The 22,773-nt window shown below is 69.0% G+C and carries 26 protein-coding genes; 15 read left to right on the forward strand and 11 right to left on the reverse strand.

Annotated features, from left to right (window positions below):
- Positions 1 to 2: 2 nt before the first annotated feature.
- The 4 genes from AC30PD_RS09120 (at position 3) to AC30PD_RS09135 (ending at position 1,220) form a co-directional block, all read left to right on the forward strand.
- Positions 3 to 242 (forward strand): hypothetical protein, encoded by a 240-nt coding sequence (locus tag AC30PD_RS09120; protein ID WP_489535338.1) that lies wholly within the window; start codon positions 3 to 5, stop codon positions 240 to 242.
- 131 nt (positions 243 to 373) lie between these two features.
- Positions 374 to 547, forward strand: coding sequence for a hypothetical protein (locus AC30PD_RS09125; protein ID WP_489535339.1), 174 nt, complete (start codon positions 374 to 376; stop codon positions 545 to 547).
- A 92-nt stretch (positions 548 to 639) separates the two neighbouring features.
- Positions 640 to 855 carry a hypothetical protein gene (locus AC30PD_RS09130; RefSeq protein WP_489535340.1) on the forward strand — a complete coding sequence of 72 codons (216 nt, stop codon included), beginning with the start codon at positions 640 to 642 and terminating at the stop codon, positions 853 to 855.
- Entirely contained in the window at positions 852 to 1,220 is a 369-nt protein-coding gene (locus tag AC30PD_RS09135; RefSeq protein WP_489535341.1) for a hypothetical protein, read from the forward strand. Before AC30PD_RS09130 ends, AC30PD_RS09135 begins: the two co-directional genes overlap by 4 nt.
- A 32-nt stretch (positions 1,221 to 1,252) precedes the next feature.
- Here the strand turns inward: AC30PD_RS09135 and mltB are convergent, their stop codons facing one another.
- Genes mltB through AC30PD_RS09150 form a run of 3 tightly spaced genes read right to left on the reverse strand, consistent with a single transcriptional unit; the run spans position 1,253 to position 5,426 of the window.
- Positions 1,253 to 2,353, reverse strand: coding sequence for a lytic murein transglycosylase B (gene mltB / locus AC30PD_RS09140; protein ID WP_489535342.1), 1,101 nt, complete (start codon positions 2,351 to 2,353; stop codon positions 1,253 to 1,255).
- A gap of 23 nt (positions 2,354 to 2,376) precedes the next feature.
- Entirely contained in the window at positions 2,377 to 4,422 is a 2,046-nt protein-coding gene (locus AC30PD_RS09145; protein WP_489535343.1) for a transglutaminase TgpA family protein, read from the reverse strand.
- Positions 4,419 to 5,426, reverse strand: coding sequence for a DUF58 domain-containing protein (locus AC30PD_RS09150; protein ID WP_489535344.1), 1,008 nt, complete (start codon positions 5,424 to 5,426; stop codon positions 4,419 to 4,421). The genes AC30PD_RS09145 and AC30PD_RS09150 overlap by 4 nt, the downstream gene beginning before the upstream one ends.
- Before the next feature lie 177 nt (positions 5,427 to 5,603).
- Here AC30PD_RS09150 and AC30PD_RS09155 point away from each other — a divergent pair, with 177 nt between their 5' ends.
- Positions 5,604 to 5,984: a hypothetical protein gene (locus AC30PD_RS09155; protein ID WP_489535345.1), complete on the forward strand. Its 381-nt coding sequence runs from the start codon at positions 5,604 to 5,606 to the stop codon at positions 5,982 to 5,984.
- Positions 5,985 to 5,987: 3 nt separating this feature from the next.
- Here the strand turns inward: AC30PD_RS09155 and AC30PD_RS09160 are convergent, their stop codons facing one another.
- Both AC30PD_RS09160 and AC30PD_RS09165 read right to left on the reverse strand, forming a co-directional pair.
- A complete protein-coding gene (locus tag AC30PD_RS09160) occupies positions 5,988 to 6,917 on the reverse strand; it encodes an MBL fold metallo-hydrolase (RefSeq protein WP_489535346.1) in 930 nt (309 codons plus the stop codon).
- Positions 6,914 to 7,852 carry an AAA family ATPase gene (locus AC30PD_RS09165; protein ID WP_489535347.1) on the reverse strand — a complete coding sequence of 313 codons (939 nt, stop codon included), beginning with the start codon at positions 7,850 to 7,852 and terminating at the stop codon, positions 6,914 to 6,916. The genes AC30PD_RS09160 and AC30PD_RS09165 overlap by 4 nt, the downstream gene beginning before the upstream one ends.
- A 48-nt stretch (positions 7,853 to 7,900) precedes the next feature.
- On the opposite strand from AC30PD_RS09165, the gene AC30PD_RS09170 reads away from it, so the two are divergent.
- Positions 7,901 to 8,836: a histone deacetylase family protein gene (locus tag AC30PD_RS09170; protein ID WP_489535348.1), complete on the forward strand. Its 936-nt coding sequence runs from the start codon at positions 7,901 to 7,903 to the stop codon at positions 8,834 to 8,836.
- A gap of 9 nt (positions 8,837 to 8,845) precedes the next feature.
- Here AC30PD_RS09170 and AC30PD_RS09175 read toward each other — a convergent pair whose 3' ends face one another.
- A complete protein-coding gene (locus AC30PD_RS09175) occupies positions 8,846 to 9,232 on the reverse strand; it encodes a VOC family protein (RefSeq protein WP_489535349.1) in 387 nt (128 codons plus the stop codon).
- 92 nt (positions 9,233 to 9,324) lie between these two features.
- On the opposite strand from AC30PD_RS09175, the gene AC30PD_RS09180 reads away from it, so the two are divergent.
- A complete protein-coding gene (locus tag AC30PD_RS09180) occupies positions 9,325 to 10,617 on the forward strand; it encodes a mechanosensitive ion channel family protein (RefSeq protein WP_489535350.1) in 1,293 nt (430 codons plus the stop codon).
- Positions 10,618 to 10,626: 9 nt separating this feature from the next.
- Here AC30PD_RS09180 and AC30PD_RS09185 read toward each other — a convergent pair whose 3' ends face one another.
- From AC30PD_RS09185 to AC30PD_RS09200, 4 genes are read right to left on the reverse strand one after another with little or no spacing between them, the layout of a single operon-like run.
- A complete protein-coding gene (locus AC30PD_RS09185; RefSeq protein ID WP_489535351.1) occupies positions 10,627 to 11,532 on the reverse strand; it encodes a c-type cytochrome in 906 nt (301 codons plus the stop codon).
- Positions 11,529 to 11,708 carry a hypothetical protein gene (locus tag AC30PD_RS09190; protein WP_489535352.1) on the reverse strand — a complete coding sequence of 60 codons (180 nt, stop codon included), beginning with the start codon at positions 11,706 to 11,708 and terminating at the stop codon, positions 11,529 to 11,531. Before AC30PD_RS09190 ends, AC30PD_RS09185 begins: the two co-directional genes overlap by 4 nt.
- Entirely contained in the window at positions 11,705 to 12,445 is a 741-nt protein-coding gene (locus tag AC30PD_RS09195; protein WP_489535353.1) for a hemerythrin domain-containing protein, read from the reverse strand. The genes AC30PD_RS09190 and AC30PD_RS09195 overlap by 4 nt, the downstream gene beginning before the upstream one ends.
- 53 nt (positions 12,446 to 12,498) lie before the next feature.
- Positions 12,499 to 14,160, reverse strand: a complete 1,662-nt coding sequence (locus tag AC30PD_RS09200; protein WP_489535354.1) for a hypothetical protein — start codon at positions 14,158 to 14,160, stop codon at positions 12,499 to 12,501.
- A gap of 329 nt (positions 14,161 to 14,489) precedes the next feature.
- On the opposite strand from AC30PD_RS09200, the gene asd reads away from it, so the two are divergent.
- The 3 genes from asd to AC30PD_RS09215 are packed head-to-tail and all read left to right on the forward strand — an operon-like array spanning position 14,490 to position 17,780.
- Positions 14,490 to 15,329, forward strand: a complete 840-nt coding sequence (asd, locus tag AC30PD_RS09205; protein ID WP_489535355.1) for an archaetidylserine decarboxylase — start codon at positions 14,490 to 14,492, stop codon at positions 15,327 to 15,329.
- A gap of 44 nt (positions 15,330 to 15,373) precedes the next feature.
- Entirely contained in the window at positions 15,374 to 17,077 is a 1,704-nt protein-coding gene (locus AC30PD_RS09210; protein WP_489535356.1) for an ExeA family protein, read from the forward strand.
- A gap of 1 nt (position 17,078) precedes the next feature.
- Complete coding sequence (locus tag AC30PD_RS09215) at positions 17,079 to 17,780, forward strand: general secretion pathway protein GspB (RefSeq protein WP_489535357.1); 702 nt, start codon at positions 17,079 to 17,081, stop codon at positions 17,778 to 17,780.
- Here AC30PD_RS09215 and phhA read toward each other — a convergent pair.
- Positions 17,770 to 18,657, reverse strand: coding sequence for a phenylalanine 4-monooxygenase (phhA, locus tag AC30PD_RS09220; RefSeq protein ID WP_489535358.1), 888 nt, complete (start codon positions 18,655 to 18,657; stop codon positions 17,770 to 17,772). The genes AC30PD_RS09215 and phhA overlap by 11 nt on opposite strands.
- Before the next feature lie 99 nt (positions 18,658 to 18,756).
- Here phhA and AC30PD_RS09225 point away from each other — a divergent pair, with 99 nt between their 5' ends.
- From AC30PD_RS09225 to AC30PD_RS09245, 5 genes are all read left to right on the forward strand, one after another.
- The gene (locus AC30PD_RS09225) at positions 18,757 to 19,569 is read left to right on the forward strand and encodes an alpha/beta fold hydrolase (protein WP_489535359.1); all 813 of its coding nucleotides are present in this window, start codon (positions 18,757 to 18,759) and stop codon (positions 19,567 to 19,569) included.
- Between the two features lie 5 nt (positions 19,570 to 19,574).
- Entirely contained in the window at positions 19,575 to 20,174 is a 600-nt protein-coding gene (locus AC30PD_RS09230) for a MarC family protein (RefSeq protein ID WP_489535360.1), read from the forward strand.
- A 230-nt stretch (positions 20,175 to 20,404) separates the two neighbouring features.
- Positions 20,405 to 21,187, forward strand: coding sequence for an ABC transporter substrate-binding protein (locus AC30PD_RS09235; protein ID WP_489535361.1), 783 nt, complete (start codon positions 20,405 to 20,407; stop codon positions 21,185 to 21,187).
- Between the two features lie 101 nt (positions 21,188 to 21,288).
- On the forward strand, positions 21,289 to 22,014 hold the full coding sequence (locus AC30PD_RS09240) for an amino acid ABC transporter permease (protein ID WP_489535436.1): 726 nt from the start codon (positions 21,289 to 21,291) through the stop codon (positions 22,012 to 22,014).
- Positions 22,011 to 22,772, forward strand: a complete 762-nt coding sequence (locus AC30PD_RS09245; protein ID WP_489535362.1) for an amino acid ABC transporter ATP-binding protein — start codon at positions 22,011 to 22,013, stop codon at positions 22,770 to 22,772. Before AC30PD_RS09240 ends, AC30PD_RS09245 begins: the two co-directional genes overlap by 4 nt.
- Position 22,773: the final 1 nt, after the last annotated feature.

Raw genomic sequence — 22,773 nt, forward strand, 5'->3', positions numbered from 1 at the left:
TCATGCAAACCAGAATCAAGAGCGCGACCGGTGCGGTACTGCTTCTTTCCGGCCTGCCGGCCATGGCGCAGGAAGCGTCCGCACTCAAGGCCTCGCCGGTGAACGCGTGCGCGTCGTGCCCGCCCACCTCGACGGCCGTCACGCCACCCGGCGACCCGACCATGCTGATCGCCGGTGCGTTCATCCTGGGTGTGGTGGTGGGCGTGGTGGTCGCACGCGCCTTCGGCAACAAGAAGCAGTAACACGCTCGGCCCAGGGCGGCCTTGGTGTCCGGTTCCGTGCCGCCTTCGCGTATCTCCCAAAGACCTGTTTCGGTTCGCAGACTGCGCGTGTTTCGCAGCCTCGATGCTGGCGCAGACCAGGGAGAACGCACATGAACGACACACCAGACTTCGATCTCGGTGCCGCCTGGCACTCGCCCGAGCGTGCTTGGGCACCGCTGATGTGGATCATCGGCGGTGTCGCATTCGCCCTCACGGCGATGCTGGTCGCACCGCTGGTGCCGCTGGCACTCGCGGCGCTGTCTGGCGGTTTTGTGAGCAGTTGATTCTTCGTCGTCCGGTTCGGCGGCTTGGCCCCGTATGGATTGGTGAGTGCGCCCATGACCCGGCGCTGCCCGCCACCACCGGAGCTGCTTCCATGACCCAAGCTCGCCGTCGTCGATCGACCCGCAAGCCGCGCCGCGCGCGTGGCTTCGACCTGACCAACCTGTTCCTGGCGATCGCGGCCGTTCTGGCCACGCTGCCCTGGCTGTTCCCGATGAGCTTCGACAGCGAGCCGGTTGCCCGCAGCGCCGCCGAGCCCGTGGCGGCCGCCATCTTCACCATCGCCACGAACCACGGAGCTGCCCGATGAACGCCACCACCACCGACTCACCCGCCCAGCACCGCTGGGTGCACGGCGCCAACCCCCGGCAGGGGGCTTCGATGGTCCTCAGTGCGGCGCTGGTCGGCGGCGTGTCGTCGCAGGCCTCACGCCACGCTGCCGGCCGGCTGGTGCCGAGTGCGAGCTTCGATGCGGCCATCGCGCTTTACGAGCGTGGCGAGTGGGAGGCTGCGTTCGAGATGCTGCAGCGGCTCGCCGACACCGGCGACGCGCTGGCCGCGAGGCTGGTGCTGATGATGCTGCGCTATGGCGCGCCGCTCTACGGCACGCACTTCACCGCGATGCCACGCCAGATCGCCCGCTGGGCGCGGGTGGTGCTGGCGGCGCGCCAGTAGGCGCGGTCAACGAACGACGTCAACGAACGACGTCAACGAACGACGCGGGCGTCTTCACGCGCCACTTCGCGCGCCACCGCTTCGCCGAGCTCGATCACCGCCAGCGCGTAGTAGCTCGACCAGTTGTAGCGTGTCACGGCATAGAAGTTCGCGGTGCCGGCCACGTAGCTCGGCGCCGCGTCGCCGTTCTGCAGCTCGACGAGCGCGAGCTTGCCTTCGTGCGCGAGAGCGGCACCGCCCAGTTGGGCGCCGCGCGCCACGAAGTCCTGCGCGCTGAAGCTCGGCAGGATGTCGGGCCCGAGCAGCAGCGCGCGTTCGCTCGCATCGACCGGCGGCGCCACGTCGAAGCGCGTGGGCTGGCCACGCTGCCAGCCGAACTCGGCCAGGTAGTGCGCCACGCTGCCGATCACGTCGGCAGCGTTGGTGTGCAGGTCGACGTGACCGTCGCTGTCGAGGTCGACCGCATACTTGTTGAAGCTCGACGGCATGAACTGCGGCATGCCGATCGCGCCCGCGTAACTGCCTTTCAGCTCGAGCGGCTCCACGCCTTCGCTTCGGCACAGCACGAAGAAGTTTTCGAGCTCTTCGCGGAAGAACGGGCTGCGGTCCTTGCGGCCGCTGGGGAAGTCGAAGGCCAGCGTGGCCAGCGCATCGATCACGCGGAAGTTGCCCATGTGCCGGCCGTAGATCGTCTCGACGCCGATGATGCCGACCACGATCTCCGGAGGCACGCCGTAGAGTTCTTCGGCCAGGGTGAGCCACTTCTGGTTCGCGCGCCAGAAGGCCAGGCCGGCGCGCACGCGGATCGGCTCGACGAAGCGGGCCCGGTAGGCGGCCCAGTTCTTCGCGGTGCCTGCCGGCGGGGGCATGATGAACTTCGCCACGTTCGGCACGTAGCGGGAGCGCTGCAGGGCGGCCTGCACCCAGGCGGCGTCGAGGCCGCGGCGTTCGGCGATTTCAGCGCCGAACTGCATCACGTCGTCACGCCGGCCGTAGGTCACGATGTCGGGGGTTCCGTCGGCGACGGCTTCGGCGCTGCGGGTCTTCGCCTTCGGGGTCGCCGCCAGTGCAGCGCAAAGGCTGCCGGCCAGGAGGCTCAGTGCGAGCGCGCGGGGAAAAGAGGAAAAGGGCATCGGTCGGGCGCTGAAACGCCCGATTATCCGCGAGGGTGCAATCGCAGTTGCCGCGCCAGGGCGACGAAGCGGCTGGTGAGTTGGCGGTCGGGCCGCGTGGCGTTGTCGCGGCCGTAGCGTTGCCGGTCGAGCGCGTCGAGCAGGCTCGCCAAGGCTTCGCCGTGGGCACCGAAGAGCCCTCGCACACGGGCTGCCAGCGCCCGCGGTGGTTCGTGGTCCGACGTTGCCATGCCGAGCGTGTTCAAGGCCTTGCGCAGCCGCTGCATCTGCCGCACCCAGGGGTCGACACGGTGCTGGTCCCACCAGGCCCAGCCGGCGCCCACCAGGGCCAGCGAGCTCAAGGCACCGGCCAGCAAGATCGCCAGGTCCTGCCAACTCGGTGAACTGAACCCGAGGTTCTTCAGCACGTCGAGCTGCTGGCCGCGCGAGTAGTTCATGACCCACTGGTTCCAGCGGTTGTTGACGAGCTCCCAGCCTTGCCGCAGTTGCGCCAGCAGGGCCGGGTTGACGTTGCCGAGCGCGCCGGCCACGAAGCCGGGCGACGCCACCAGGTTGGCGCTGCGGTTGATGCGGTCGGGGGCCACCGCAGCGGTGGGGTCGGCGCGAACCCAGCCCACGCCTTCTTGCCAGTACTCGGCCCAGGCGTGGGCCGAACTCTGGCGCACGAGGTAATAGCCGTCGACCGGCAAGGGGTCGGTGCCCTGGTAGCCGGTGACCACACGCGCCGGCACGTCGAGCGCGCGCATCACGACCACGAACGCGGCGGCGAAGTGCTCGCAGAAGCCTTCGCGCCGGTCGAGCCAGAACTCGTCGATCGCGTCGCGCCCGTAGGGGTCGGCGGCCAGCGTGTAGCTGAAGCCGGCGGTGCGGATGTGCTGCATCAGCGCTTGTGCCAGCGTGCGCCCGTCGGCCTGGGCATAACGGGGGTCGCGCCGCATCGCTGCGGCCCAGGCCAGCGTGCGCGGGTTGTAGCCGGGCGGCAGGTCGAGCATCTCCTGCAGCGCCAGAGTGGACGCGACCGGCCCGTGCTGAAACCGGGTGTGGGCCTCGGCGCTGAAGCGAACGCGCTCGAACAGCGGCCGCTCGGCCAGCCATTGCAGATCGGCCATGCCGAAGACGGCCATGCCGTCGATCTGCGGCGCGTTGATGGTGGCTTCGAGCAAGGGCAGGCTCGCCAGCCGCATCGGCTCGAGCGTCATCTCGTAGCGCACCGGCTCACCTTCGACGCGCAGGTTGCGGCGGCGTTGCTGCGGCAGCATCAGCGACGGGATCGCCGGGCGCCATTCGGCGCCGTCGAAACGCGACAGCACCGGCCCGCGGAAGTACATGGCGTCGGGTTTGGGCGGCGTGCCCTCGAAGCGCAGGCGCAACGCAATGCCGTCGTCGAGCGCGACCTTGCTCATCGAGCCCATGCGCATGCTGTTCGACAGGCCGGTGCTCGACAGGCCGTCTTGCGGCACACCCCACAGCGGCCCGACCCGCGGGAACAGCACGAACATCAGCGCCATGATGGGTGCGCCCAGCAGCGCGGTGCGGGCCGCCAGCCGCCCGGCCTGGCGCAGGCTGGGCTGGCCGACCGGCATGTGCGCGAGCACCAGCGCCGTGAGCAAACCCCACACCGACACCAGCATCGCCCCGGCCACGAGCAGCGACTGCGAATACAGGAAGTGGGTGAGGATCAGGAAGAAGCCGAGGAAGAACACCACGAAGGCGTCGCGCCGTGCGCGCAGTTCGAGCGTCTTCAGTGCCATCAGCACCACCGTGAGCGTGACGCCGGGCTCCTTGCCGAGCAGCGTGCGGAACGACCAGAAGGTCAGCGCGGCGGCGAGCACCAGCACGCCCACCAGCACCCAGCGCCCGGGCAGGGCGGCGTTGTTGAGCGCGAGCCGAACCCGCCACAACAACACCACGAGCGTGAGCAGCGTGCACCACAGCGGCAGGTGCGAGGCGTGCGGCAGCACCGTCCACGCGATCACGCCGAGCAGAAACAGCGTGTCGCGCGCTTCACGCGGCAGGTGGCTCCAGCCCGGCCACTGCGGCAGGGCGATCTTCACGAGGCTGCCGCTCATCGCCACAGCGCCAGCGCTTCGAGGCAGCGGCGCTTCTGCGCGTCACCGTGGTCGGGTGCGATGTCGACACCCGGCAGGCGCAGGCCGAACTCGACGCCGGCGCGCTGCGCCAGCATCGCCCAGGCCGCCAGGCGCGACAAGCGCGCCTCGGGCGCCAGCGATGCGCAGGCCTGCCAGTCGAGCCAGAGCTCCTGGTGGGCCGAGGCGCTGGTGTCGCGGCTCACGAGCTCGCCACCGCTTTCCATCGTGCGGGCCGCCTTTTTCCAGGCCACGAGCTTGAGCGGGTCACCGCGCCGGTAAGCACGAACGCCTTCAACCTCGCCGCCGTCGGCGCTGCGCGACTGGCCCTTGCCGCCCGGCACGGCACGTGCCGCAGGCAAGGGCGCGGGCGGCTGTTCCGGCTTCGGGTAGACCAGCAACTGCGTGGCCGGCCGCCACACCGCCCAGGTGCGGAACAGGCCGAGCGGAAAGCGCGTTTCGGCGCTGAGTGCGGGCGTGTCGTGCAGCCCGCGCGCGGCCGGCACGAAGCTCACCTGCGCCGTGGCTTGGCCGCCGGCCGGCACGTCGATCCACACCAGCGTGGAGTCGGCGGCGCCCGAGACCTTCAGGCCGATGCCGAAGCGCGCGCTGTCGGGGCTCGTGAGCACGATGTCGAGCCCGGCCGGGTCGCCGGCGAAGCCGGGTGTGACGGGCTTCAGGTGCAGGGTGAGGCCACGCAGCGTGGCGTGCGTGAGGTGCATCGACACGACGCCGCTGCCAGCCAGCAGGAAGGTCAGCACGTAGCCGAGGTTGAGCTGGTAGTTGATCGACGCGAGCAGCAGCACGATCAGCGTCAGGCCGAACATCAGCCCGGCACGCGTCGGCAGGATGTACACGTTGCGCTGCGTCAGCAGCAGTGTGTCGGTGCGCGCGAGGCGGCCTTCGAGCCAGCGCCGGAAGCGCGCGCGCAGCCGGGCGGCAATGTGCAGTGCAGGCCGGCGGGGCAGGGCGGAAGCGCTCGACATGGCGGGATCCTAAGGTGAATCTGTCGACGCCGCGGGCCTGGGGGCGTGTCGGCGTGACGCTTGACCCATCGCAAGGCCGGTGGCCGCTGGCGCCGTCATGATTCTCGTGAAGGGCCGTGATGCAAGACCTTGCCGTCGCACGCGTCTGCCGCCCCCTGCCCCGAAAGGAAACGGACGATGACAACGATTCACGCGGTGAGCTGGCTCGACCACCACAACGCGCAAGTGCTGCAATTCGACGCGGTGCACGTCACCTCGGACAAGGTCAAGGCGCACGTGCACTACACCCGCCAGCACGGCAGCGAGGTGCGCAGCGAGCACGAATTCTTCGGGCATGTGTGTGATGCGCTGGCCGGGATCGCGGAGGTGCTGGTCACCGGGCCGAAGGTGGCGCTGGCCGACTTCAAGCACTACGCCGACAAGCACCGGCCCGAGACGGCGAAGCGCATCGTGGCCTATGAAACGCTCGACCATGTGTCGGAGAAACAGTTGCTGGCCCTTGCGCGCGAGTTCTTCCTGAAGTACGACCGCATGGCCGGCACGCCGACGCCCACCTGAGCGTCAGACATCCAGCACGCGGGCGTCGAGCCGGCGCAGCGCGGCGCTTGCCACCAGTTCGTCGACCAGCCGTTCGGACCATTCGCCGGCGCTGTCGGCCTCGCTGAGCCCGTGGGCGGCCCACACCGAGCAGAACAGCGGGGTGTTCGCGGCCCAGTCACGCAGCAGCGCCAGGGGCTGCTCGCGCACTTCCATCAGGTGGTACTTCATCAGCACCTTGGCGCCGTGGCGCGCATGGCGGCGCGGCTCGGCCACGAAGGCAGCGAGCCGCGCACGCGACCTGGCGAGCGCGGCGCCCACGTCGCTGAAAGGCGCGCCATGGCCCGGCACGACCAGTTGCACCGGCAGGCGCTCGATCTTGTCGAGCACCGCGCCCACGTCGTCGAAACCCGGCTCGCCTTCGAGCTCGGGAAAGACGACGCCGAAGCCGTTTTCCCAGAGCGCGTCGGCCGACAGCAGCAGGCCGTGCTGCGCATCGAAGAGGATCGTCGACTGCGGGTCGTGGCCGGGTGCTTCGATCACCTCGAAACGGCGGCCACCCGCCTCGATCACGTCGCCTGCGCGGGTCGTGCCTTGCAGCGTGAAACGTTCGCAGCGCTGGCCCGAAGGGTCGAAGGTCAGGCCAGCGCTGCTCCACGCACGCACCGCCGCCGCCGACGCCTCGGGCACGAACACCTCGGCACCGAACGCGCGTTGCAGCGTGGCATTGCCGCCGCAGTGGTCAGAGTGCAGGTGGGTGTTGACGATGCGTGCGAGCGGCTGGCCAGCGAGTGCATGCCGCACCAGCGCAAGCGTCTGTTCGGCATGGTTGAGGTGGCCGGTGTCGATCAGTGTGGCGCCGGCCTCGTCGGGCAGCAGCACGTTGTTCGACGACAGCCAGCCGCGCTCGAACACCTGAATGCCGGCCAGCGCCGGGTGACTGGCGGGGCTCAAGGCAGCGGCACCGCCTCGACCATCGCGCGCACCTGTTCGACGCGGCCCCGGCCGGCGCCGGCCACCGGCACCAGGCGGTGCGCCACGGTCTGCGGCAACACGTATTGCAGGTCGTCGGGGGCCACGTAGTCACGCTGGCCGAGCAGGGCGCGGGCGCGGGCGGCGCGCAGCACCGCGATGCCGGCACGCGGGCTCAGGCCCTCGACGAACCAGCGGCCGGAGCGTGTGGCTGCGATCAGCGCCTGCAGGTAGTCGAGCAGGGCGTCGGACGCGTGCACCGCGTGCACGGCTTTCTGCGCCGCCAGCAACTGCTCGGGCGACATGACCGCGCGCAGGCCGTGGATCGCTTCGCGCCGGTCGTGCCCGGCGAGCAACGCCCGTTCGCTGGCCTGGTCGGGGTAACCGAGCGTGATGCACATGAGGAAGCGGTCGAGCTGCGATTCGGGCAGCGGGTAGGTGCCGAGCTGGTCGCTTGGGTTCTGCGTGGCGATCACGAAGAACGGCTCGGGCAGCGCGCGGGTTTCGCCGTCGATCGTGACCTGGTGTTCTTCCATCGCCTCGAGCAACGCGCTCTGCGTCTTCGGCCCGGCGCGGTTGATCTCGTCGGCCAGCAGCACCTGCGCGAACACCGGCCCTTGATGGAACACAAAGGCTTCCTTGCTGCGTTCGTAGACACTGACGCCGATCAGGTCGGAAGGCATCAGGTCGGCGGTGAACTGGGTGCGCGAAAAGCGCAGCCCGAGCGAGACAGCGAGCGTCTGCGCCAGCGTGGTCTTGCCGACCCCGGGCACGTCTTCGATCAACAGGTGGCCGCCGGCCAATACACAGGCCACGCAGTCTTCGATCTGCGACTTCTTGCCCACGATGATCGTGCTAATCTGGTTGACGAGTTCGGTGAGCTGTGTGGCGAGGGGTTTGTCTGCACGTTTGTCCATGCAGCCACCTTACCCGAAAACCCATTTTCAGAACGTCGAATCAGGCACATGACCACAGCTTTCTACAGCCACCCCGACTGCCACGGCCACGACATGGGCCACGGCCACCCCGAGTGCCCGCAGCGGCTCGACGCGATCAACGACTACCTGCTCGCCAGCGGGCTCGAGGTGGCGCTCGAGCGCCGCGAGGCGCCGCTGGTGCAGGCCTCCGACCTGGCCCACGCGCACAGCAGCGGTTACGTCGATGAACTGCGCGAGGTGCTGGTCGACGTCGAAACCGTCGGCCGCCTGCGTTCGCTCGACCCCGACACCGCCGCCAGCCCCGGCACCTGGCGGGCCGTGCAGCGCGCCGCAGGGGCCGCGGTGGCGGCGACCGACGCCGTGCTCGACGGCGCCGTCGAGAACGCCTTCTGCTCGGTTCGCCCGCCCGGCCACCACGCCACGCGCGACGAGACCATGGGCTTCTGCTTCTTCAACAACGTGGCGATCGCCGCGCGCCATGCGCTCGACGTGCGTGGCCTGGAGCGGGTGGCCATCATCGACTTCGACGTGCACCACGGCAACGGCACCGAAGACATCATCGCCGGCGACGAGCGCGTGCTGATGGTCAGCATCTTCCAGGACCGGCTCTACCCCTTCAGCGGCGGCGTGCCCAAGGGCACGAACATGGTCAACGTGCCGGTGCCGGCCTACACCCGCGGCCCTGAAGTGCGCGAGATGATCGAAGCCAACTGGATGCCACGCCTCGAAGCCTTCCGGCCGCAGATGATCTTCATCTCGGCCGGGTTCGACGCCCACCGTGAAGACGAGCTCGGCCAGCTCGGTCTGGTCGAGGCCGACTACGAATGGATGACGCGGCGCATCAAGGGCGTGGCCGACCGCCACGCCAAGGGACGCATCGTCTCGTGCCTGGAAGGCGGCTACAACCTCGGCGCGTTGGCGCGCAGCGTGGCCGCGCACGTGCGCGTGCTGGCTGGCGTCTGAGCCGCTGCTTCAGCCGGCCGCCAGGTCTTCGTGCAGGCAGAGGTAGTTGCCTTCGGTGTCCTTGAACCAGGCCGCCTTCTCGGCGCCGAGCACGCAGACGTGCTCCACGGTCTTCAGCCCCGGGAAGTCGTAGTCCTCGAAGACCACGCCGCTGCGCTTGAGCTCGCTGATGCTCTGCGCGATGTCGGGCACCTGGAAGCTCACGGCGGTGTGGTCGGCCTTCGTGCCTTCAGGCTTGGGGAACAGCGCGAGCGTGGTGCCGTCGACCGCATAGACGAACTTGCCGTCGGGCTTGAGCCCACCCGGCTTGAAGCCCAGCCGGCGCTCGTAGAACTCGCGGGCGCGCGCCATGTCGATGACGGGCAGCATGGTCGTGACAGCGGCGTTGACAAGCATGTGGACTCCCTTCCCGGTGGGCGCCAGAGGGCGTCGTTAAACTTTAGTGCCACCCCGCGGATAACGCCAATGAAGAATAGCGACTGCCCACGATGCGCCAGCTGAACGCCGGAGAACTCAATGACCTGCTCGGCTCGCTGGCGCAGCCCGGCGCGCTGACCGAACTGGCGGTGCTGGCGGGCTGCCTCGCGCTGGCCTGGTGCATCGTCCGCCTGATCCGCGGGCCGACCGTGCCCGAAGCTTCGATCGTCTTCGGCCGGCGCATCTTCGACGGCGTGCTGTTCCCGGTGCTCGCGCTCGCGCTGGCCTTCGCCGCCAAGCTCGCGCTGGCCGGCACGGTGCGGGCGGCGGTGTTCAAGCTGGCGGTGCCGATCCTGGTCTCGCTCGTCGTCATCCGCCTGAGCGTTCGGGTGCTCGGTGTCACCTTTCCCGGCCTGCGCTGGGTGCGGGTGATCGAACGCAGCATCTCGTGGCTGGCCTGGATCGCGGTGGTGTTGTGGGTCACCGGGCTGCTGCCCTTGCTGCTCGACGCGATGGACGAGCTGAAGTGGAAGGTCGGCAGCGCGAGCATCTCGCTGCGCAACGTCGTCGAAGGCACGCTGACCGCCGGGCTCGTGATGGTGCTGGCGCTGTGGCTGTCGGCGGCGATCGAGAAGAAGCTGCTGCACGGCGCCGGCAGCACGCTGTCGATCCGCAAGATGGCGGCCAACATCGTGCGCGCGCTGCTGTTGTTCGTCGGCCTGCTGCTGGCGCTGTCGGCGGTGGGCATCGACCTGACGGCCTTGTCGGTGCTGGGCGGTGCGATCGGCGTGGGCCTGGGCTTCGGCCTGCAGAAGATCGCCGCCAACTACATCAGCGGCTTCGTGGTGCTGGCCGAGCGCTCGCTGCGCATCGGCGACATGGTCAAGGTCGACGGCTTCGAAGGCCGCATCAGCGACATTCGCACGCGCTACACCGTGATCCGCGCGCTCAATGGGCGCGAATCGATCGTGCCGAACGAGATGCTGATCACGCAGCGGGTCGAGAACTCGTCGCTCGCCGACCCGAAGGTCTCGCTCGGCACCGCTGTGCAGGTGGCTTACGGCACCGATGTGCGCTCGCTCAAGGCCAAGCTCGAAGCCGCGGTCGCCAAGGTGCCCCGTGTGCTCGCCGACCCGGCGCCGAACTGCCAGCTCGCCGAGTTCGCCGCCGACGGCATCAACCTGAACATCGGTTTCTGGGTGGCCGACCCGGAAAACGGCCAGGGCAACGTGCGCTCCGACGTCAACCTCGCGGTGCTCGACCTGCTCGACGCCGAGGGCGTGGAGATCCCGTTCCCGCAGCGTGTGCTGCATGGCTTTCCGCCTGCAGAAAGCCCGGGCGGCAAGCCGCCGCCCGACGCCTGACGCGAGGGCTCAATGTTGCCCCGCTGCACGCGGCGGCATCGCCTTCAGGTGAAGGTAGATCGCCTTCGCGTCGGTGTCGCTCAACGCCTTCAATGCCGCGAAGGGCATCACCGGGCTGATGGCGCTGCCGTCGGGGCGCTTGCCGCTGCGCAGCATGGCGACGAAGCTGTCGGCCGTGGGGTAGCGCGTCAGCGCCGAGCCCGCGCCGGTGGTCAGGTTCGCCGCGGCCGGCCACTCGGGCGGGCCGCCCGGCACCTTGCCGCCCGACAGGCCGGCGCCGTGGCAGCCGATGCAGCTGTTCGCCACGTAGGCACCGTGTTCGGCGGTGACAGCCTCGGGCACCGGTGTCGAGGCCGGCAAGGTGTGGTCGATCTTCTCGGCCGCGTCCTGCACCAGTCCGGCGGCGTAGAAGGCCTTCACCGGCAGCGGGAACTCGATCTTCGCGCCACCCCCGGCCACGGCCGGCATCTGCCGCAGGAAGGCCACCAGCGCAGCGAGGTCGGCGTCGGTGAATCGTGCGTACTCTTCGCTCGGCATCACGATGGCCGGGCGGCCGTCGGGCTTCACACCATGGCGGATCGTGCGGACCCAGTCGCTCGCGCTGTAGGCGGCGACCACGCTGCCCGCCGCCGGCGTGATGTTCGGTGCGTGGACGACAAAGCCCTTGCCGTCGTTGATCACGTCCTTGCCTGCGCCGTCGGCGGCGTGGCATTCGGTGCACCCGCGCGACATGAAGAGGTAGCGACCGCGCTCGACGCTGGCCGCGTCGTCCCGCAGCGCGACCGGAGACACTTTCACGTCGATCCGGCGCTGCATCTTGCGTTCACCGAGCTGCGCGCCGATCACCAGCGCCGTGACGCCGAGACCGGCCAGCGCGAGCACGCCGAGGCCCGAGCGTTTGAGCCATTTGTTCATTTCGGTTCTCCTGTGATGTGAGTCGTGCCCGCGCCCGGACCGGCAAGCGCCGGGGTCGTGGGTGCGCTGCCTGAAGAGGGCAGCGGCCCGGTGGCGACGATGCAGCAGAAGGCCGCAAGGGCCAGCAGCTTCACCGTCACGGTCGCGGCGCAGGCCGGGGCCTGGGGCTTGTTCATGCCATGTTCACCAAACCGGGCACCTGAGCCACACCGACGGCGCGGGTCAGCTTGACCCAGCCGGGGGTGTCGACGTGCGGACGCACGTGTTCGAGCACGCCCAGAAAGGCCTCGGGTGGGGTCTGGAGCTTCATGCCGTTGAGCATGCCGGCTCGCTCGGCCGGGCTGCACGCGGGCACCATCCAGCGTGCCACCAGCAGGTGGCCTTGGGGCGGAATCGAGGCCAGCAGGCGGTCGTGGACGGCGTGCAGCTCGGCGTCGCTGTAGTGCGCCCAAAGCGCCGCGGCGTTGGCCGTTTCCTCGATGTGCATGTGATGGAAGTTCTCGGCCACGAACAGCGCCAGGTGCCGGTAGAGGCGCAGGGCCAGTCGCATGCGTTCGACGGCTGGCGCAGCGGCAAGCGCGGTCGCTTCGCAGCGCAGTGCTTCGATACTGTCGGCGTGCTCGGCGTGGTCGGCACCAGTGCGGGCCGCGCCTGCCGGCAGGCGCGCTTCGATCGCCGTGTGCACGAACCTGTTCTCGTGCTCGATGTGATCGGTGCAGAGCGACAGCAGGGTGTCGAGCTGGCCCAGCGTGGCCTTCATCTCGTCGGCGTCGTCGACGTCGAGGCGGCCAACGCGGCACAAGGTGTCGCACATGAAGCTGCGCAAGGCCTTGTGAATCGTGGTGTAGAAATTGAAGCGCTCGGGGGTGACGGTGGCGCCGGCGGTTTGTGGTGCGGTGAGGGTGGTCTGCATGATCTTGTTCCTTTGGATGAATGGAAGAGGTGGGTGCTTGAAATCGCTTCGGCTCAGTGCCAGTAGCGCGTCAATGCGAAGTCGTAGTTGGCGTCGTTGGTCGAGCCGGCCAGGACGCTGCGAACGGTCGCAATGCGGTCGTCGACCTGCAGCGCCACGGCCCGGGCGCCGTCGTCCTTCAGGCCCGGTGCCACGGCGGTGATGACGATCCCGCCGTTGCCGAAGCCGGCGTCCAGCACGCCGTCGCTGCCCAGGCGCATCAGCACGAAATCGCCGCTCGAACCGTTGCCGGCGTAGACCCAGCCGCCGATCACGAGCTTGCCGTCGGCCTGCTGCGTGACGGCGGTGGCCTCGTTCCAGTTGATGGTGCTGACGCGCGTGATGACGATGCCGGTGCCGCCGCCGAACGACGGGTCACGTTGTCCCGATTCGGTCAGCTGCAGTACCGCGTGGTCGTGCATCGTGTGCCCGGCGATCACGATCCGGTTGTCGGGCGTGACCATCACCGCGCGCGCCGCGCCGATGATCGAGCCGAACACGCCGTCAAGCCGCGCGCCGATGCCGAAGGTCGGGTCGACGTCGCCGTTGGGCTTGTAGCGCGTGACGATGAAGTCGCCTTCGCCGCCAGCGGCCACGATGTGGGTCTGGCCGCCGATCGTCTGCAGCGCGAGTGCGTAGATCGAATCGCGCCCGTCGAGCCCGACGATCGCGGTCACGACCTTGCCGGCGTTGCCGAACGTGGCGTCGAGGCTGCCATCGCTGTTGTAGCGGGCGAGCGCGAAGTCCACGCCTCGGCCAAAGCCCGCGGTGTGCCCGCCCACCACGATCTTGCCGTCGGGCTGCACGACCATCGCGAAGGCTTCGTCGGACTGGCTGCCGAACGACGTGATCACCTTGCCGCCGCTGCCGAAACCGGCGTCGAGGCTGCCGTCGGCGTTGTAGCGCACGAGCGCAAAACGCTTGCCGCTGGCCGGCACGTCGGTCGAGCCGGCGAGCAGAATCTTTCCGTCGGTCTGCAGGGCGATCGCGTTGGCCACGTCGCTGTTGCCGGCGATGTCGGTCGTGACCTTGCCGGCCGTGCCGAAGCTCGGGTCCAGGCCGCCGTCGCGGAGGTGACGCACCAGCGCGAAGTCGGTGCTGGCGCCGTTCGCATAACCGCCGACGAGGATGCGGCCGTCGGGTTGGATCGCCATGGCGTGGGCGTACTCGTCGGAAGCGCCGACCGGGGTGATCTGCATGCCGCCGGCGGCGAAGCTGGTGTCGAGCGAGCCCGCTACGCCGCGCACGGTGACCGTGATGGCCTGCTGGGCCGAGGCGTTGCCAGAGCTGCCCTTCACGGTCGCTTCGGTCGGCAGCGAGTGCGGCGCGGTGGCGGCGGCGCTCAGCGTGATCTGCTTCGTCGTGACGCCACTTTCGATCGTGACCGCGGTCGCGCTCACGCCGGCGGGCAGGCCGGTCACGGCCAGGGCCACGTCGCCGGTGAAGCCGGCACTGCGCGTGACGGTGGCGTCGAGCGTGACGCTCGAGCCTTGCAGGATCGGTGCTTTGGGTGCCGACAGCGCGAGCGTGAAGTTCGCGGTGGCGGGCGGGGGTGTCGTGTCTGTGGGGGTCGACGGGGTGTCGCTCGATCCGCCGCCGCCGCAGGCGGCGAGCAGGCTCATCAGCGCCAGCGTGGCGCCGAGCATCGACCTTCGAAGGGAGCTTTGCAATTTCATGGTTCGTGTGCTTTCGGTGGGGGTGGCGAACCCGGTGTCGGAGGAGGAGGGCGTCGTTCACCGGGTCTGAAAAACGACTGGGGTGAATTCTGGAAATCGCGGCCTCGCGCCGCATCCGTCAAAGGAGCCAGTGGCCCTGTTTCGTGGAGCCATGGCTCTTGCGGCACCTTTGACTGGGGCTCTTTAGGGCGGTCTCTTTTTGGCATCGACGCCGAGCAGGCGGCTCCCTGCGATCCGCGCCAACTGCGGCCCTGGTTCGTGGCCTGATCGGCGCGCCTGGGCACCGTCGATACAATCCGCTGCCGTCACCGCCCCCCAAACCGCCCTCCGTGTCCGACCGCCTCGACGTCCTGCCGCAGTACCTGATGCCGAAGCAGGCCATGACAGCGTTCGGCGGCCTCGTGGCCAACCACCGCGGTGGCGAGCTCACCACGCGCATCATTCGCTGGTTCATCGGCCGCTACGGCGTCGACATGTCGGAAGCGCTCGACGCCGACATCACGCACTACGCCACCTTCAACGAGTTCTTCACCCGCGCGCTCAAGCCGGGCATTCGGCCGCTGGCGAACAGCACGCTGGTCTGCCCGGTCGACGGTGCGATCAGCCAGTTCGGGGCGATCGAGCGCGACCAGATCTTCCAGGCCAAGGGCCACCACTATTCGACGACGGCGCTGGTCGGCGGCGACGCCGAACTGGCGGCGCAGTTCCAAGACGGCAGCTTCGCCACGATCTACCTCAGCCCGAAGGACTACCACCGCATCCACATGCCCTGTGACGGCCGCTTGCTGCGCATGATCCACGTGCCGGGCGACCTGTTCTCGGTGAACCCGACCACGGCGCGTGGCGTGCCCGGACTGTTCGCGCGCAACGAGCGTGTGGTGTGCCTGTTCGACTCGGCGCTCGGCACGTTCGTGCTCACGCTGGTCGGCGCGACGATCGTCGGCAGCATGGCGACGGTGTGGCACGGCGTCGTCAACCCGCCGCGCGCGAAGAAAGTGCGCGAGTGGCGCTATGCCGACCAGCCGATCGCCCTGAAGAAGGGCGACGAGATGGGCCGCTTCCTGCTCGGCTCCACGGTGGTGTTGCTGTTCCCCAAGGGCGCTTGCCGGTTCAACCCGGCCTGGGCACCCGAGCGCCCCGTGCGCCTGGGTGAAGCGATGTCGGCCTGATGCGCGCGCGGCGGGCCTGAAGGCCACACCGCTATCCTCTGCCCATGTACGCGCAATTCTTCGGGCTGAAGCAGGAGCCGTTCTCGATCGCTCCCGACCCGCGCTACCTCTTCATGAGCGAGCGCCACCGCGAAGCGCTGGCGCACCTGCTCTACGGCGTGGGTGGCGGTGGCGGCTTCGTGCTGCTGACCGGTGAAATCGGCGCCGGCAAGACGACGGTGTGCCGCGCCTTCCTCGAGCAGATCCCGAAGCGCTGCAACGTCGCCTACATCTTCAACCCCAAGCTCACCGTGCCCGAGCTGCTGAGGTCGGTGTGCGACGAGTTCCACATCCCGCTGCCCGAGCACGCGCCCGGCACGCCCACGGTGAAGGACTATCTCGACCCGCTGAACGCTTTTCTGCTGCGCACCCACGCCGTCGGCCAGAACAACGTTCTCATCATCGACGAGGCACAGAACCTCTCGGCCGACGTGCTGGAGCAGCTGCGCCTGTTGACCAACCTGGAAACCAGCGAGCGCAAGCTGCTGCAGATCGTGCTGATCGGCCAACCGGAACTGCGCGACATGCTGGCCCGGCCCGAACTGGAGCAACTGGCGCAGCGGGTGATCGCGCGCTTTCACCTGGGCGCGCTCACCGAATCGGAAACGGCGCACTACATTCGCCACCGCCTCACCGTGGCCGGCCTGAACCGGCCGCTGCCGTTCGACCGCCCGGCGCGCAAGCGGGTGCACGAGCTGGCGCGCGGCGTGCCCCGGCGCATCAACCTGCTGTGCGACCGCGCGCTGCTGGGGGCGTATGCCGAAGGCAAGGCCCGTGTCGACACCGAGATCGTCGACAAGGCGGCGGCCGAGGTGTTCGGCAAACCCAAGCTCGCGCTGGTGCCGCGCAGGCGCCTCGCGCTGGCCGCCGTCGGCCTGGGCGGGGTGGCGCTGGGTGGGGCGCTGTTCGCGGCGGTGGCCTGGCATTTCGGCGGTTCGGCCACGGCGCCGTCAGCCGCATTGAGCGCTGCGAGTGCGGCTCTGCCGGTGGCGTCGGCAGCAGCGTCGAGCGCGCTGACCGCGGCGGCGCCGGCTTCTTCGGCGTCGGCGGCAGCGGGGCCGGCTTCGTCTGCCGCGGCTGCGGTGCTGTCGGCGGCCGATCTGAGAGCGGCCATTCGTGCCTTGACCCCCGACGAAAAAGAAGCGTGGCGCGAACTCGCACCGGCCTGGAAGCTCGAGCTGAATGAAGGCGACCCGTGCGCGGCGGCACAGCGCCAGCAGGTGCCGTGTTTCAGAAGCTCCAGCACCCTGGCGCAGATCCGCCAGCTCGGGCGGCCCGGCATCCTGACGCTGCAGAGCGGCGACGACAAACCCGTGTACGCCGTGCTCGTCGGCCTGACCGATCAGGCCGCCACGCTGCGCATGGGCGGCGTGCTGCGCACCCTGCCGCTGGTGGCCTTGGCCCAGTGGTGGCGTGGTGACTTCGCGACCTTCTGGCGTGCCCCCCAGGGTTACCGCAACGCCGTGGCCGACGGCAGCGGTGGCCCGGTCGTCGAGCGGCTCGCGGCCGATCTGGCGCGGCTTCGCGGCGAAGCGCCGCCGGCAGCCGGCCAACGCTTCGACGCTGCGCTGCGCGGCAAGGTGTTCGCCTTCCAGCTCGCCCAGGGCCTGCGCCCCGACGGCGTGGCCGGCCCCACGACCTTCATGCAGCTCAACCGCGCCAGTGGTGTGGACGAACCGCGCCTGCTGACCGAACCGGGGGCCAATTGACATGTCCTACGTCCTCGACGCCCTGAGACGAGCCGACGCCGAGCGCGAGCGGGGTTCGGTGCCCGGCATCCACGCGCAACCGGCGATGCTGGGAGAAGCCGACGCCGAAGCGCCCCGCGCCGGCCGGGCCGGGCTGCGTTGGGTGGTGGCGGCCGTGCTGGTGCTGGCGCTTTTGGCGGCGGCCGCTTGGTGGCTGCTGGGCCGCGATGCACCGCCGATCGCCGGCCTGCCGTCGGCGCAGCCGCCGGTACCGGTGGCGGTGACGCCGGCAGCGCCCATTCCGCTCAGCCCGGCGCCCGCGCCGGTACCGCTGACTCCGGCGCCGGCGCCGGCGAGCGTGCAGGCAACCGTCGCAGCGACACCGCTCGTGGCCGCGGTGCCCCCGGCACCGGTGCCTGCCGCAGCACCGGCAGCGGCCACGCCGCGCGCTTCGGAGCCGCGCCGCCCGGCCTCGGCGCCCGCTGCCACCGAACCGCGCATCTACCAGTTGAGCGAATTGCCCGACGAGATCCGCCGCGAGCTGCCGGCCCTCGCGATCGGCGGAGCGATGTACTCGCAGAACCCGGCCAACCGGATGCTGATCGTCAACGGCCAGACCTTCCACGAAGGCGACAAGCTCGCGCCGAACCTGTCGCTCGAGCAGATCAGGCTCAAGTCGGCGGTGCTCGACTACAAGGGCTACCGCTACGGCATCACTTACTGAGCAGCGCGCGTTTGGCCGCGTGGTAGCTGCCGTCGCCGCGCGTGAGCACGCGGTCGGCGGGCAGCACGTCACCGGGTTGGTGTTCGGTGCCGTCGTTCAGGCCGTCGTACAGCGGCCCGAAATCGATGTGCGCCAGCGCGAGCAACTCGTCGAGACTGCGGATCACGAAGTAGCTCTCTTGAAAGTCGTCGATGCGGTAGCTCGTGCGCATCACACGCGCCAGGTCGAAGCCGATGCGGTTCGGCGAAGCGCTGTCGAGTGCGAACACACTCTCGGTGAACGACGAGGCGATGCCGGCGCCGTAGAGGCGCACGCCGTCTTTCTGCTGGACCAGGCCGAATTCGACCGTGTACCAGTAGACCCGCGCCAGGTTGGCGAGCTTGCCGAGTCGCTTCGCCCGCAGGCCGCCGACGCCGTAGGCCTGGATGTAGTCGGCGATCGCCGGGTTCATCAGCATCGGCACATGACCGAACACGTCGTGAAAGACATCGGGCTCTTCGAGGTAGTCGAGTTCGTGCGGCTTTCGGATGAACTGGCCGGCCGGGAAGCGACGGTTCGCCAGGTGCTCGAAGAACACCTCGTCGGGCACGAGGCCGGGCACCGCCACCACCTGCCAGCCGGTGCGCCGTTGCAGCACGTCGGACATGCGCCTGAAATCGGGGATCTGCTCCGGCCCGATCGGCAGGTCGTGCATGCCTTGCACGAATTCGTCGCAGGCGCGGCCGGCGAGCAAACGGGTCTGGCGTTCGAACAGCGTTTTCCAGACGCCGTGCTCGGTGGTGGTGTAGCGCTCCCAACCCTGGTCCACGGTCCAGTCGGCTCGTTCTTGCGGCGCGGCGTCGCCAGTCTGGATGCCGGGGTCTGATTGCTGTCGCATCGGTGTGTGCAGGTGGGCCTGACAGCGATTGTGATTCAGCAACGCCGCCCCCGGGGCGGCGCGGGCACGCCCACGCCATATCTGCGCCATCATCGTGGCATGCCTGAAACGAACCGCCTGAGAACCTGCCGGCCGACCACGACCCTGCTGCTCGCGTTGCTGGCGCTGCTCGCCGGCTGTGGCCTCTTGCCGCGCGAAAGCACCGTGCCCTTGCGCGTGTTGCACGACGATGCGGCCTGCGCGTCACGGCCGCAGACCTTGCTCGTGATGCTGCCCGGCGCCTCTTCCCTGCCCGAAGAGTTCGTGCGAGAAGGTTTCGTTCGGGCGCTGCGCGAACGGCGCCTGGCCGTCGACGTGGTGCTGGTCGATGCACATCCCGGCTACTACAAAGACAGAACGATTCTCGAACGCCTGCAGGCCGACGTGATCGCGCCGGCGCGCGCCAAGGGCTACCGCCAGCTCTGGATCGTGGGGGTGTCGCTCGGCGGGCTCGGCGCCTTGATCCAGGCCCGGGCGCAGCCGGCCGACACCGACGGCCTGATGCTGCTCGCGCCCTACCTGGGCGAACCCCGGGTCACCGACGCGGTGCAGGCCGACGGCGGGCTGAAGGCGTGGCGCGGTGCGGTGCCCGAGCCGGTGCCGAACGATCTGGACCTGCGCCTGTGGCAGTGGCTGCAGGCCTACGCGACCAGCCCCGGCGAGCGCCCGCCGCTCTACCTGGGCTACGCGCTCGGCGACCGCCTGGCCCCGGCCAACCGGCTGCTGGCCGCCAGCCTGCCGGCCGACAAGGTGTTCACGACCCCCGGGGGCCACGACTGGCCCGAGTGGCGGCGCCTCTGGAACCGCATGCTGGAACACGCCCCCTTCGGCTCCGACGCCAGCTGCGCCGAGCCCGGCACGAACCGAAGGTAGTCACCATGGACCACAGCTTTCTTTCCGCCGTCATCCTGCTGCTGCTGGTGCTCGACCCGCTCGGCAGCCTGCCGGTGTTCATCCCGATCATGCGCGACGTGCCGCCCGAGCGCCGCACGCTCGTGGCGCTGCGCGAAGTGGCGATCGCGTTCGGCGTGCTGTTCGCGTTCATGTTCCTGGGCGAAGCCTTCCTGCGCGTGATGCGCCTGTCGGAGCGTTCGCTCGAAGTGGCCGGCGGCGTGATCCTGCTGATGGTGGCGATCCGCATGATCTTCAGCCACGAGGGCGGCGTTTATGGCACGCCCGAAGGCAAGGAGCCGTTCATCTTTCCGCTGGCCGTGCCCCTGCTGGCAGGCCCCTCGGCCATGGCCACGGTGCTGCTGCTGGCGTCGCGCCAGCCCGACCGGGTGATGGCCTGGGCCGGCGCGCTGACCTGCGCGATGGCGGTCTCGGGCGCGGTGTTGTTGTTGTGCGAACGCATCCGCCGGCTGCTGGGCGACTCGGTCGTGTCGGCGCTCGAAAAACTGATGGGGCTGGTGCTGACGGCCATTGCCGTCGAAATGATCCTGGCCGGCCTGAAGCAATACTTCATGGCGTCAGGCTGAAGCGCCGGGGCGGCGGCGCGCAAGAGGGTTGGCAAGGAGCTTGCATGCGGTCGGTTGCATTCCGGGCTGGCCAGTGGCGGCGCTTCTCACAACGCCCGTTCGCTTTGCAAGTCTGGCAAACACGTGCAGCCATCTGCACGACGCCCACCCTAAGATCGTTGCGCCTGCAAGCCGGTTGCACCGGTATGCCCAAGAACATCAACCCCACCTGCCGTGAAAGGCGAACTCCCATGAACCTGATCAACGCGGCCGCTCGTGGCCTGGTGTCGGCGCTGGCCGTGACCTTGTCGCTGGTGTCGGCAAGCGCCCAGGCGCGCAGCTTCGAAGACATCAAGAAAGACGGCAAGATCATCGTCGCCACCGAAGGCCAGTTCGCGCCGTTCAACTACTTCCAGGGTGCGAAGCTCACCGGCTTCGAAGTCGAAGTGGCCGAAGCGATGGTCGCCAAGATGGGCTTGAAGATCGAATGGAAGGCGCTCGGCTTCGACGCGCTGCTCGCCGGGCTGCGGCAAGACCGCTGGGACATGGTGATCGCCTCGCACGGCATCACCGAAGAGCGTGCCAAGGCGGTCACGTTCACCGAGCCGCACTACTGCTCGGGCGGCGTGATCATCAGCAAGAGCGACGCCATCAAGACCGCCGCCGACCTGAACGGCAAGACCGTGGCGGTGCAGACCGGCACCACTTACCTTGACAACGTGAAGAAGCTCGCCGGCGTGAAGGAGATGAAGAACTTCCCGCAGGACACCGACGCCCGCGCCGCACTCATCACCGGCCGCGTCGACGCGTGGGTCACCGACAAGTTCGTCGCCAAGGCTTCGCTCGCCGCGAGCCCGGGTGCCGGCATGAAGATGGGCGACTTTCTGTTCGTCGAGCGCATCGCTTCGGCCGTGAGCAAGGGCAACAGCTCGCTCGCCGGCGAGATCAACAAGGCGCTCGCGGCGATCCAGGCCGACGGCAGTTACGCTGCCATCTCGAAGAAGTGGTTCGAAGAAGACATTCGCTGCAAGTGACGCGCGAGCGCTGAACCACCGGGCACGAGCGCGCCGTGAGCCAGGCAACCTTTCGTGTGTGGCCCGCCCGTTGGGGCCGCCAGCAACGCAGCTCGGCCACCATGGCCGCGGCCGGCGTGGTGCTCGTTCTGCTGCTGTGGCTGATGGCGATCCCGCTGTCGTGGGCGCCCGAACCGATCGGCAACAACGCGCAGTATTTCGCCGAAGGCACCCGCGTGACGGTTCTGCTCACGGCGGTGGCTGGCGTGGCCGGCGTCTTGATCGGCGTGCTCGCGGCGCTGGGCAAGACCTCGAAGTGGCCGCCTTTGCGCTGGCTGGCCAGCGCGTACATCTGGGTGATCCGCGGAACGCCCTTGCTGGTGCAGGTGCTGTTCGTGTACTTCGCGCTGCCGGTGATGATCCCGGCGCTGCAGCTCAGCGACTTCACCTCGGCTTGCGTGGCGCTGAGCCTGAACGTCGGCGCCTACAACGCCGAGGCCATTCGTTCTGGCCTGCTGGCCGTGCCGCGCGGCCAGGTCGAGGCAGCGCGCTCGCTCGGCCTGTCTCCCTGGTTCACCTTCATCGACGTGACTTTCCCGCAGGCTTTCAAGATCTCGCTGCCGCCGCTCGTGAACAACGTCGTCGCCTTGCTGAAGGACTCGTCGCTCGCCTATGCGATCGGCGTGGTCGAGCTCACCAACGTGGGCAACCGCATCCAGGCGGCCACTTTCCAGCCGCTGCCGATCCTGCTGACCTCGGCCTCGATCTACCTGCTGCTCACGACCGTGATGACGCAGATCTCGAACGCGGTGGAGCGGCGCTTCGACGTGGAGGGGCGTGTGGCATGAACACACTCGCCACGCCCGACAAGACCGGACCATTGATCACGGTCGAGAACGTCAACAAGCACTTCGGTGCGGCCCACGTGCTGCGCGACGTGTGCACCCATTTCAACGCCGGCGAGGTGGCGGTGATCATCGGCGCTTCGGGTTCGGGCAAGAGCACCTTGCTGCGCACGCTGAACCGGCTCGAGAAGCACGACAGCGGGCGCATCGTGGTCGACGGCATCGAAGTCTGCGACGAACTCAAGGAGCTCGACGCGCTGCGCAGCGAAGTCGGCATGGTGTTCCAGCAGTTCAACCTGTTCCCGCACCTCACGGTGCTCGAGAACGTGACGCTCGCGCCGCGCCGCGTGCGCAAGACACCGCGCGAAGAGGCCGACGTGAAAGCGCTCGAACTGCTCGACCGGGTCGGCCTGAAAGCACACGCGCACAAGCACCCGTTCGCGCTGTCGGGCGGGCAGCAGCAGCGTGTGGCCATCGCCCGTTCGCTCGCGATGGCGCCGCGCGTGATGCTGTTCGACGAGCCGACCTCGGCGCTCGACCCCGAGATGGTGAAAGAAGTGCTCGACGTGATGAAACAACTCGCCGCGAGCGGCATGACGATGATCGTCGTCACGCACGAGATGGGTTTCGCGCGCGAGGTCAGCGACCGCGTGCTCTTCATCGACCAGGGCCGGGTGGCGCAAGACGCCCCGCCCGAAGAATTTTTCGGCGCCCAGCGCAACGAGCGCATCCGCGCTTTCCTGGGGCAGATCGCCCATTGAA

This window comes from Rhizobacter sp. (assembly GCF_032229685.1).
Taxonomy (GTDB): Bacteria; Pseudomonadota; Gammaproteobacteria; order Burkholderiales; family Burkholderiaceae_C; genus LMDS01.

What these genes read in the sequence shown, in the direction of transcription:
- AC30PD_RS09120 (WP_489535338.1), top strand. Translation starts at nt 3, where the DNA reads ATGCAAACCAGAATCAAGAGCGCGACCGGTGCGGTACTGCTTCTTTCC.
- AC30PD_RS09125 (WP_489535339.1), top strand. Translation starts at nt 374, where the DNA reads ATGAACGACACACCAGACTTCGATCTCGGTGCCGCCTGGCACTCGCCC.
- AC30PD_RS09130 (WP_489535340.1), top strand. Translation starts at nt 640, where the DNA reads ATGACCCAAGCTCGCCGTCGTCGATCGACCCGCAAGCCGCGCCGCGCG.
- AC30PD_RS09135 (WP_489535341.1), top strand. Translation starts at nt 852, where the DNA reads ATGAACGCCACCACCACCGACTCACCCGCCCAGCACCGCTGGGTGCAC.
- mltB (WP_489535342.1), bottom strand. Translation starts at nt 2,353, where the DNA reads ATGCCCTTTTCCTCTTTTCCCCGCGCGCTCGCACTGAGCCTCCTGGCC.
- AC30PD_RS09145 (WP_489535343.1), bottom strand. Translation starts at nt 4,422, where the DNA reads ATGAGCGGCAGCCTCGTGAAGATCGCCCTGCCGCAGTGGCCGGGCTGG.
- AC30PD_RS09150 (WP_489535344.1), bottom strand. Translation starts at nt 5,426, where the DNA reads ATGTCGAGCGCTTCCGCCCTGCCCCGCCGGCCTGCACTGCACATTGCC.
- AC30PD_RS09155 (WP_489535345.1), top strand. Translation starts at nt 5,604, where the DNA reads ATGACAACGATTCACGCGGTGAGCTGGCTCGACCACCACAACGCGCAA.
- AC30PD_RS09165 (WP_489535347.1), bottom strand. Translation starts at nt 7,852, where the DNA reads ATGGACAAACGTGCAGACAAACCCCTCGCCACACAGCTCACCGAACTC.
- AC30PD_RS09170 (WP_489535348.1), top strand. Translation starts at nt 7,901, where the DNA reads ATGACCACAGCTTTCTACAGCCACCCCGACTGCCACGGCCACGACATG.
- AC30PD_RS09175 (WP_489535349.1), bottom strand. Translation starts at nt 9,232, where the DNA reads ATGCTTGTCAACGCCGCTGTCACGACCATGCTGCCCGTCATCGACATG.
- AC30PD_RS09180 (WP_489535350.1), top strand. Translation starts at nt 9,325, where the DNA reads ATGCGCCAGCTGAACGCCGGAGAACTCAATGACCTGCTCGGCTCGCTG.
- AC30PD_RS09185 (WP_489535351.1), bottom strand. Translation starts at nt 11,532, where the DNA reads ATGAACAAATGGCTCAAACGCTCGGGCCTCGGCGTGCTCGCGCTGGCC.
- AC30PD_RS09190 (WP_489535352.1), bottom strand. Translation starts at nt 11,708, where the DNA reads ATGAACAAGCCCCAGGCCCCGGCCTGCGCCGCGACCGTGACGGTGAAG.
- AC30PD_RS09195 (WP_489535353.1), bottom strand. Translation starts at nt 12,445, where the DNA reads ATGCAGACCACCCTCACCGCACCACAAACCGCCGGCGCCACCGTCACC.
- AC30PD_RS09200 (WP_489535354.1), bottom strand. Translation starts at nt 14,160, where the DNA reads ATGAAATTGCAAAGCTCCCTTCGAAGGTCGATGCTCGGCGCCACGCTG.
- AC30PD_RS09210 (WP_489535356.1), top strand. Translation starts at nt 15,374, where the DNA reads ATGTACGCGCAATTCTTCGGGCTGAAGCAGGAGCCGTTCTCGATCGCT.
- AC30PD_RS09215 (WP_489535357.1), top strand. Translation starts at nt 17,079, where the DNA reads ATGTCCTACGTCCTCGACGCCCTGAGACGAGCCGACGCCGAGCGCGAG.
- phhA (WP_489535358.1), bottom strand. Translation starts at nt 18,657, where the DNA reads ATGCGACAGCAATCAGACCCCGGCATCCAGACTGGCGACGCCGCGCCG.
- AC30PD_RS09225 (WP_489535359.1), top strand. Translation starts at nt 18,757, where the DNA reads ATGCCTGAAACGAACCGCCTGAGAACCTGCCGGCCGACCACGACCCTG.
- AC30PD_RS09230 (WP_489535360.1), top strand. Translation starts at nt 19,575, where the DNA reads ATGGACCACAGCTTTCTTTCCGCCGTCATCCTGCTGCTGCTGGTGCTC.
- AC30PD_RS09235 (WP_489535361.1), top strand. Translation starts at nt 20,405, where the DNA reads ATGAACCTGATCAACGCGGCCGCTCGTGGCCTGGTGTCGGCGCTGGCC.
- AC30PD_RS09240 (WP_489535436.1), top strand. Translation starts at nt 21,289, where the DNA reads ATGGCCGCGGCCGGCGTGGTGCTCGTTCTGCTGCTGTGGCTGATGGCG.
- AC30PD_RS09245 (WP_489535362.1), top strand. Translation starts at nt 22,011, where the DNA reads ATGAACACACTCGCCACGCCCGACAAGACCGGACCATTGATCACGGTC.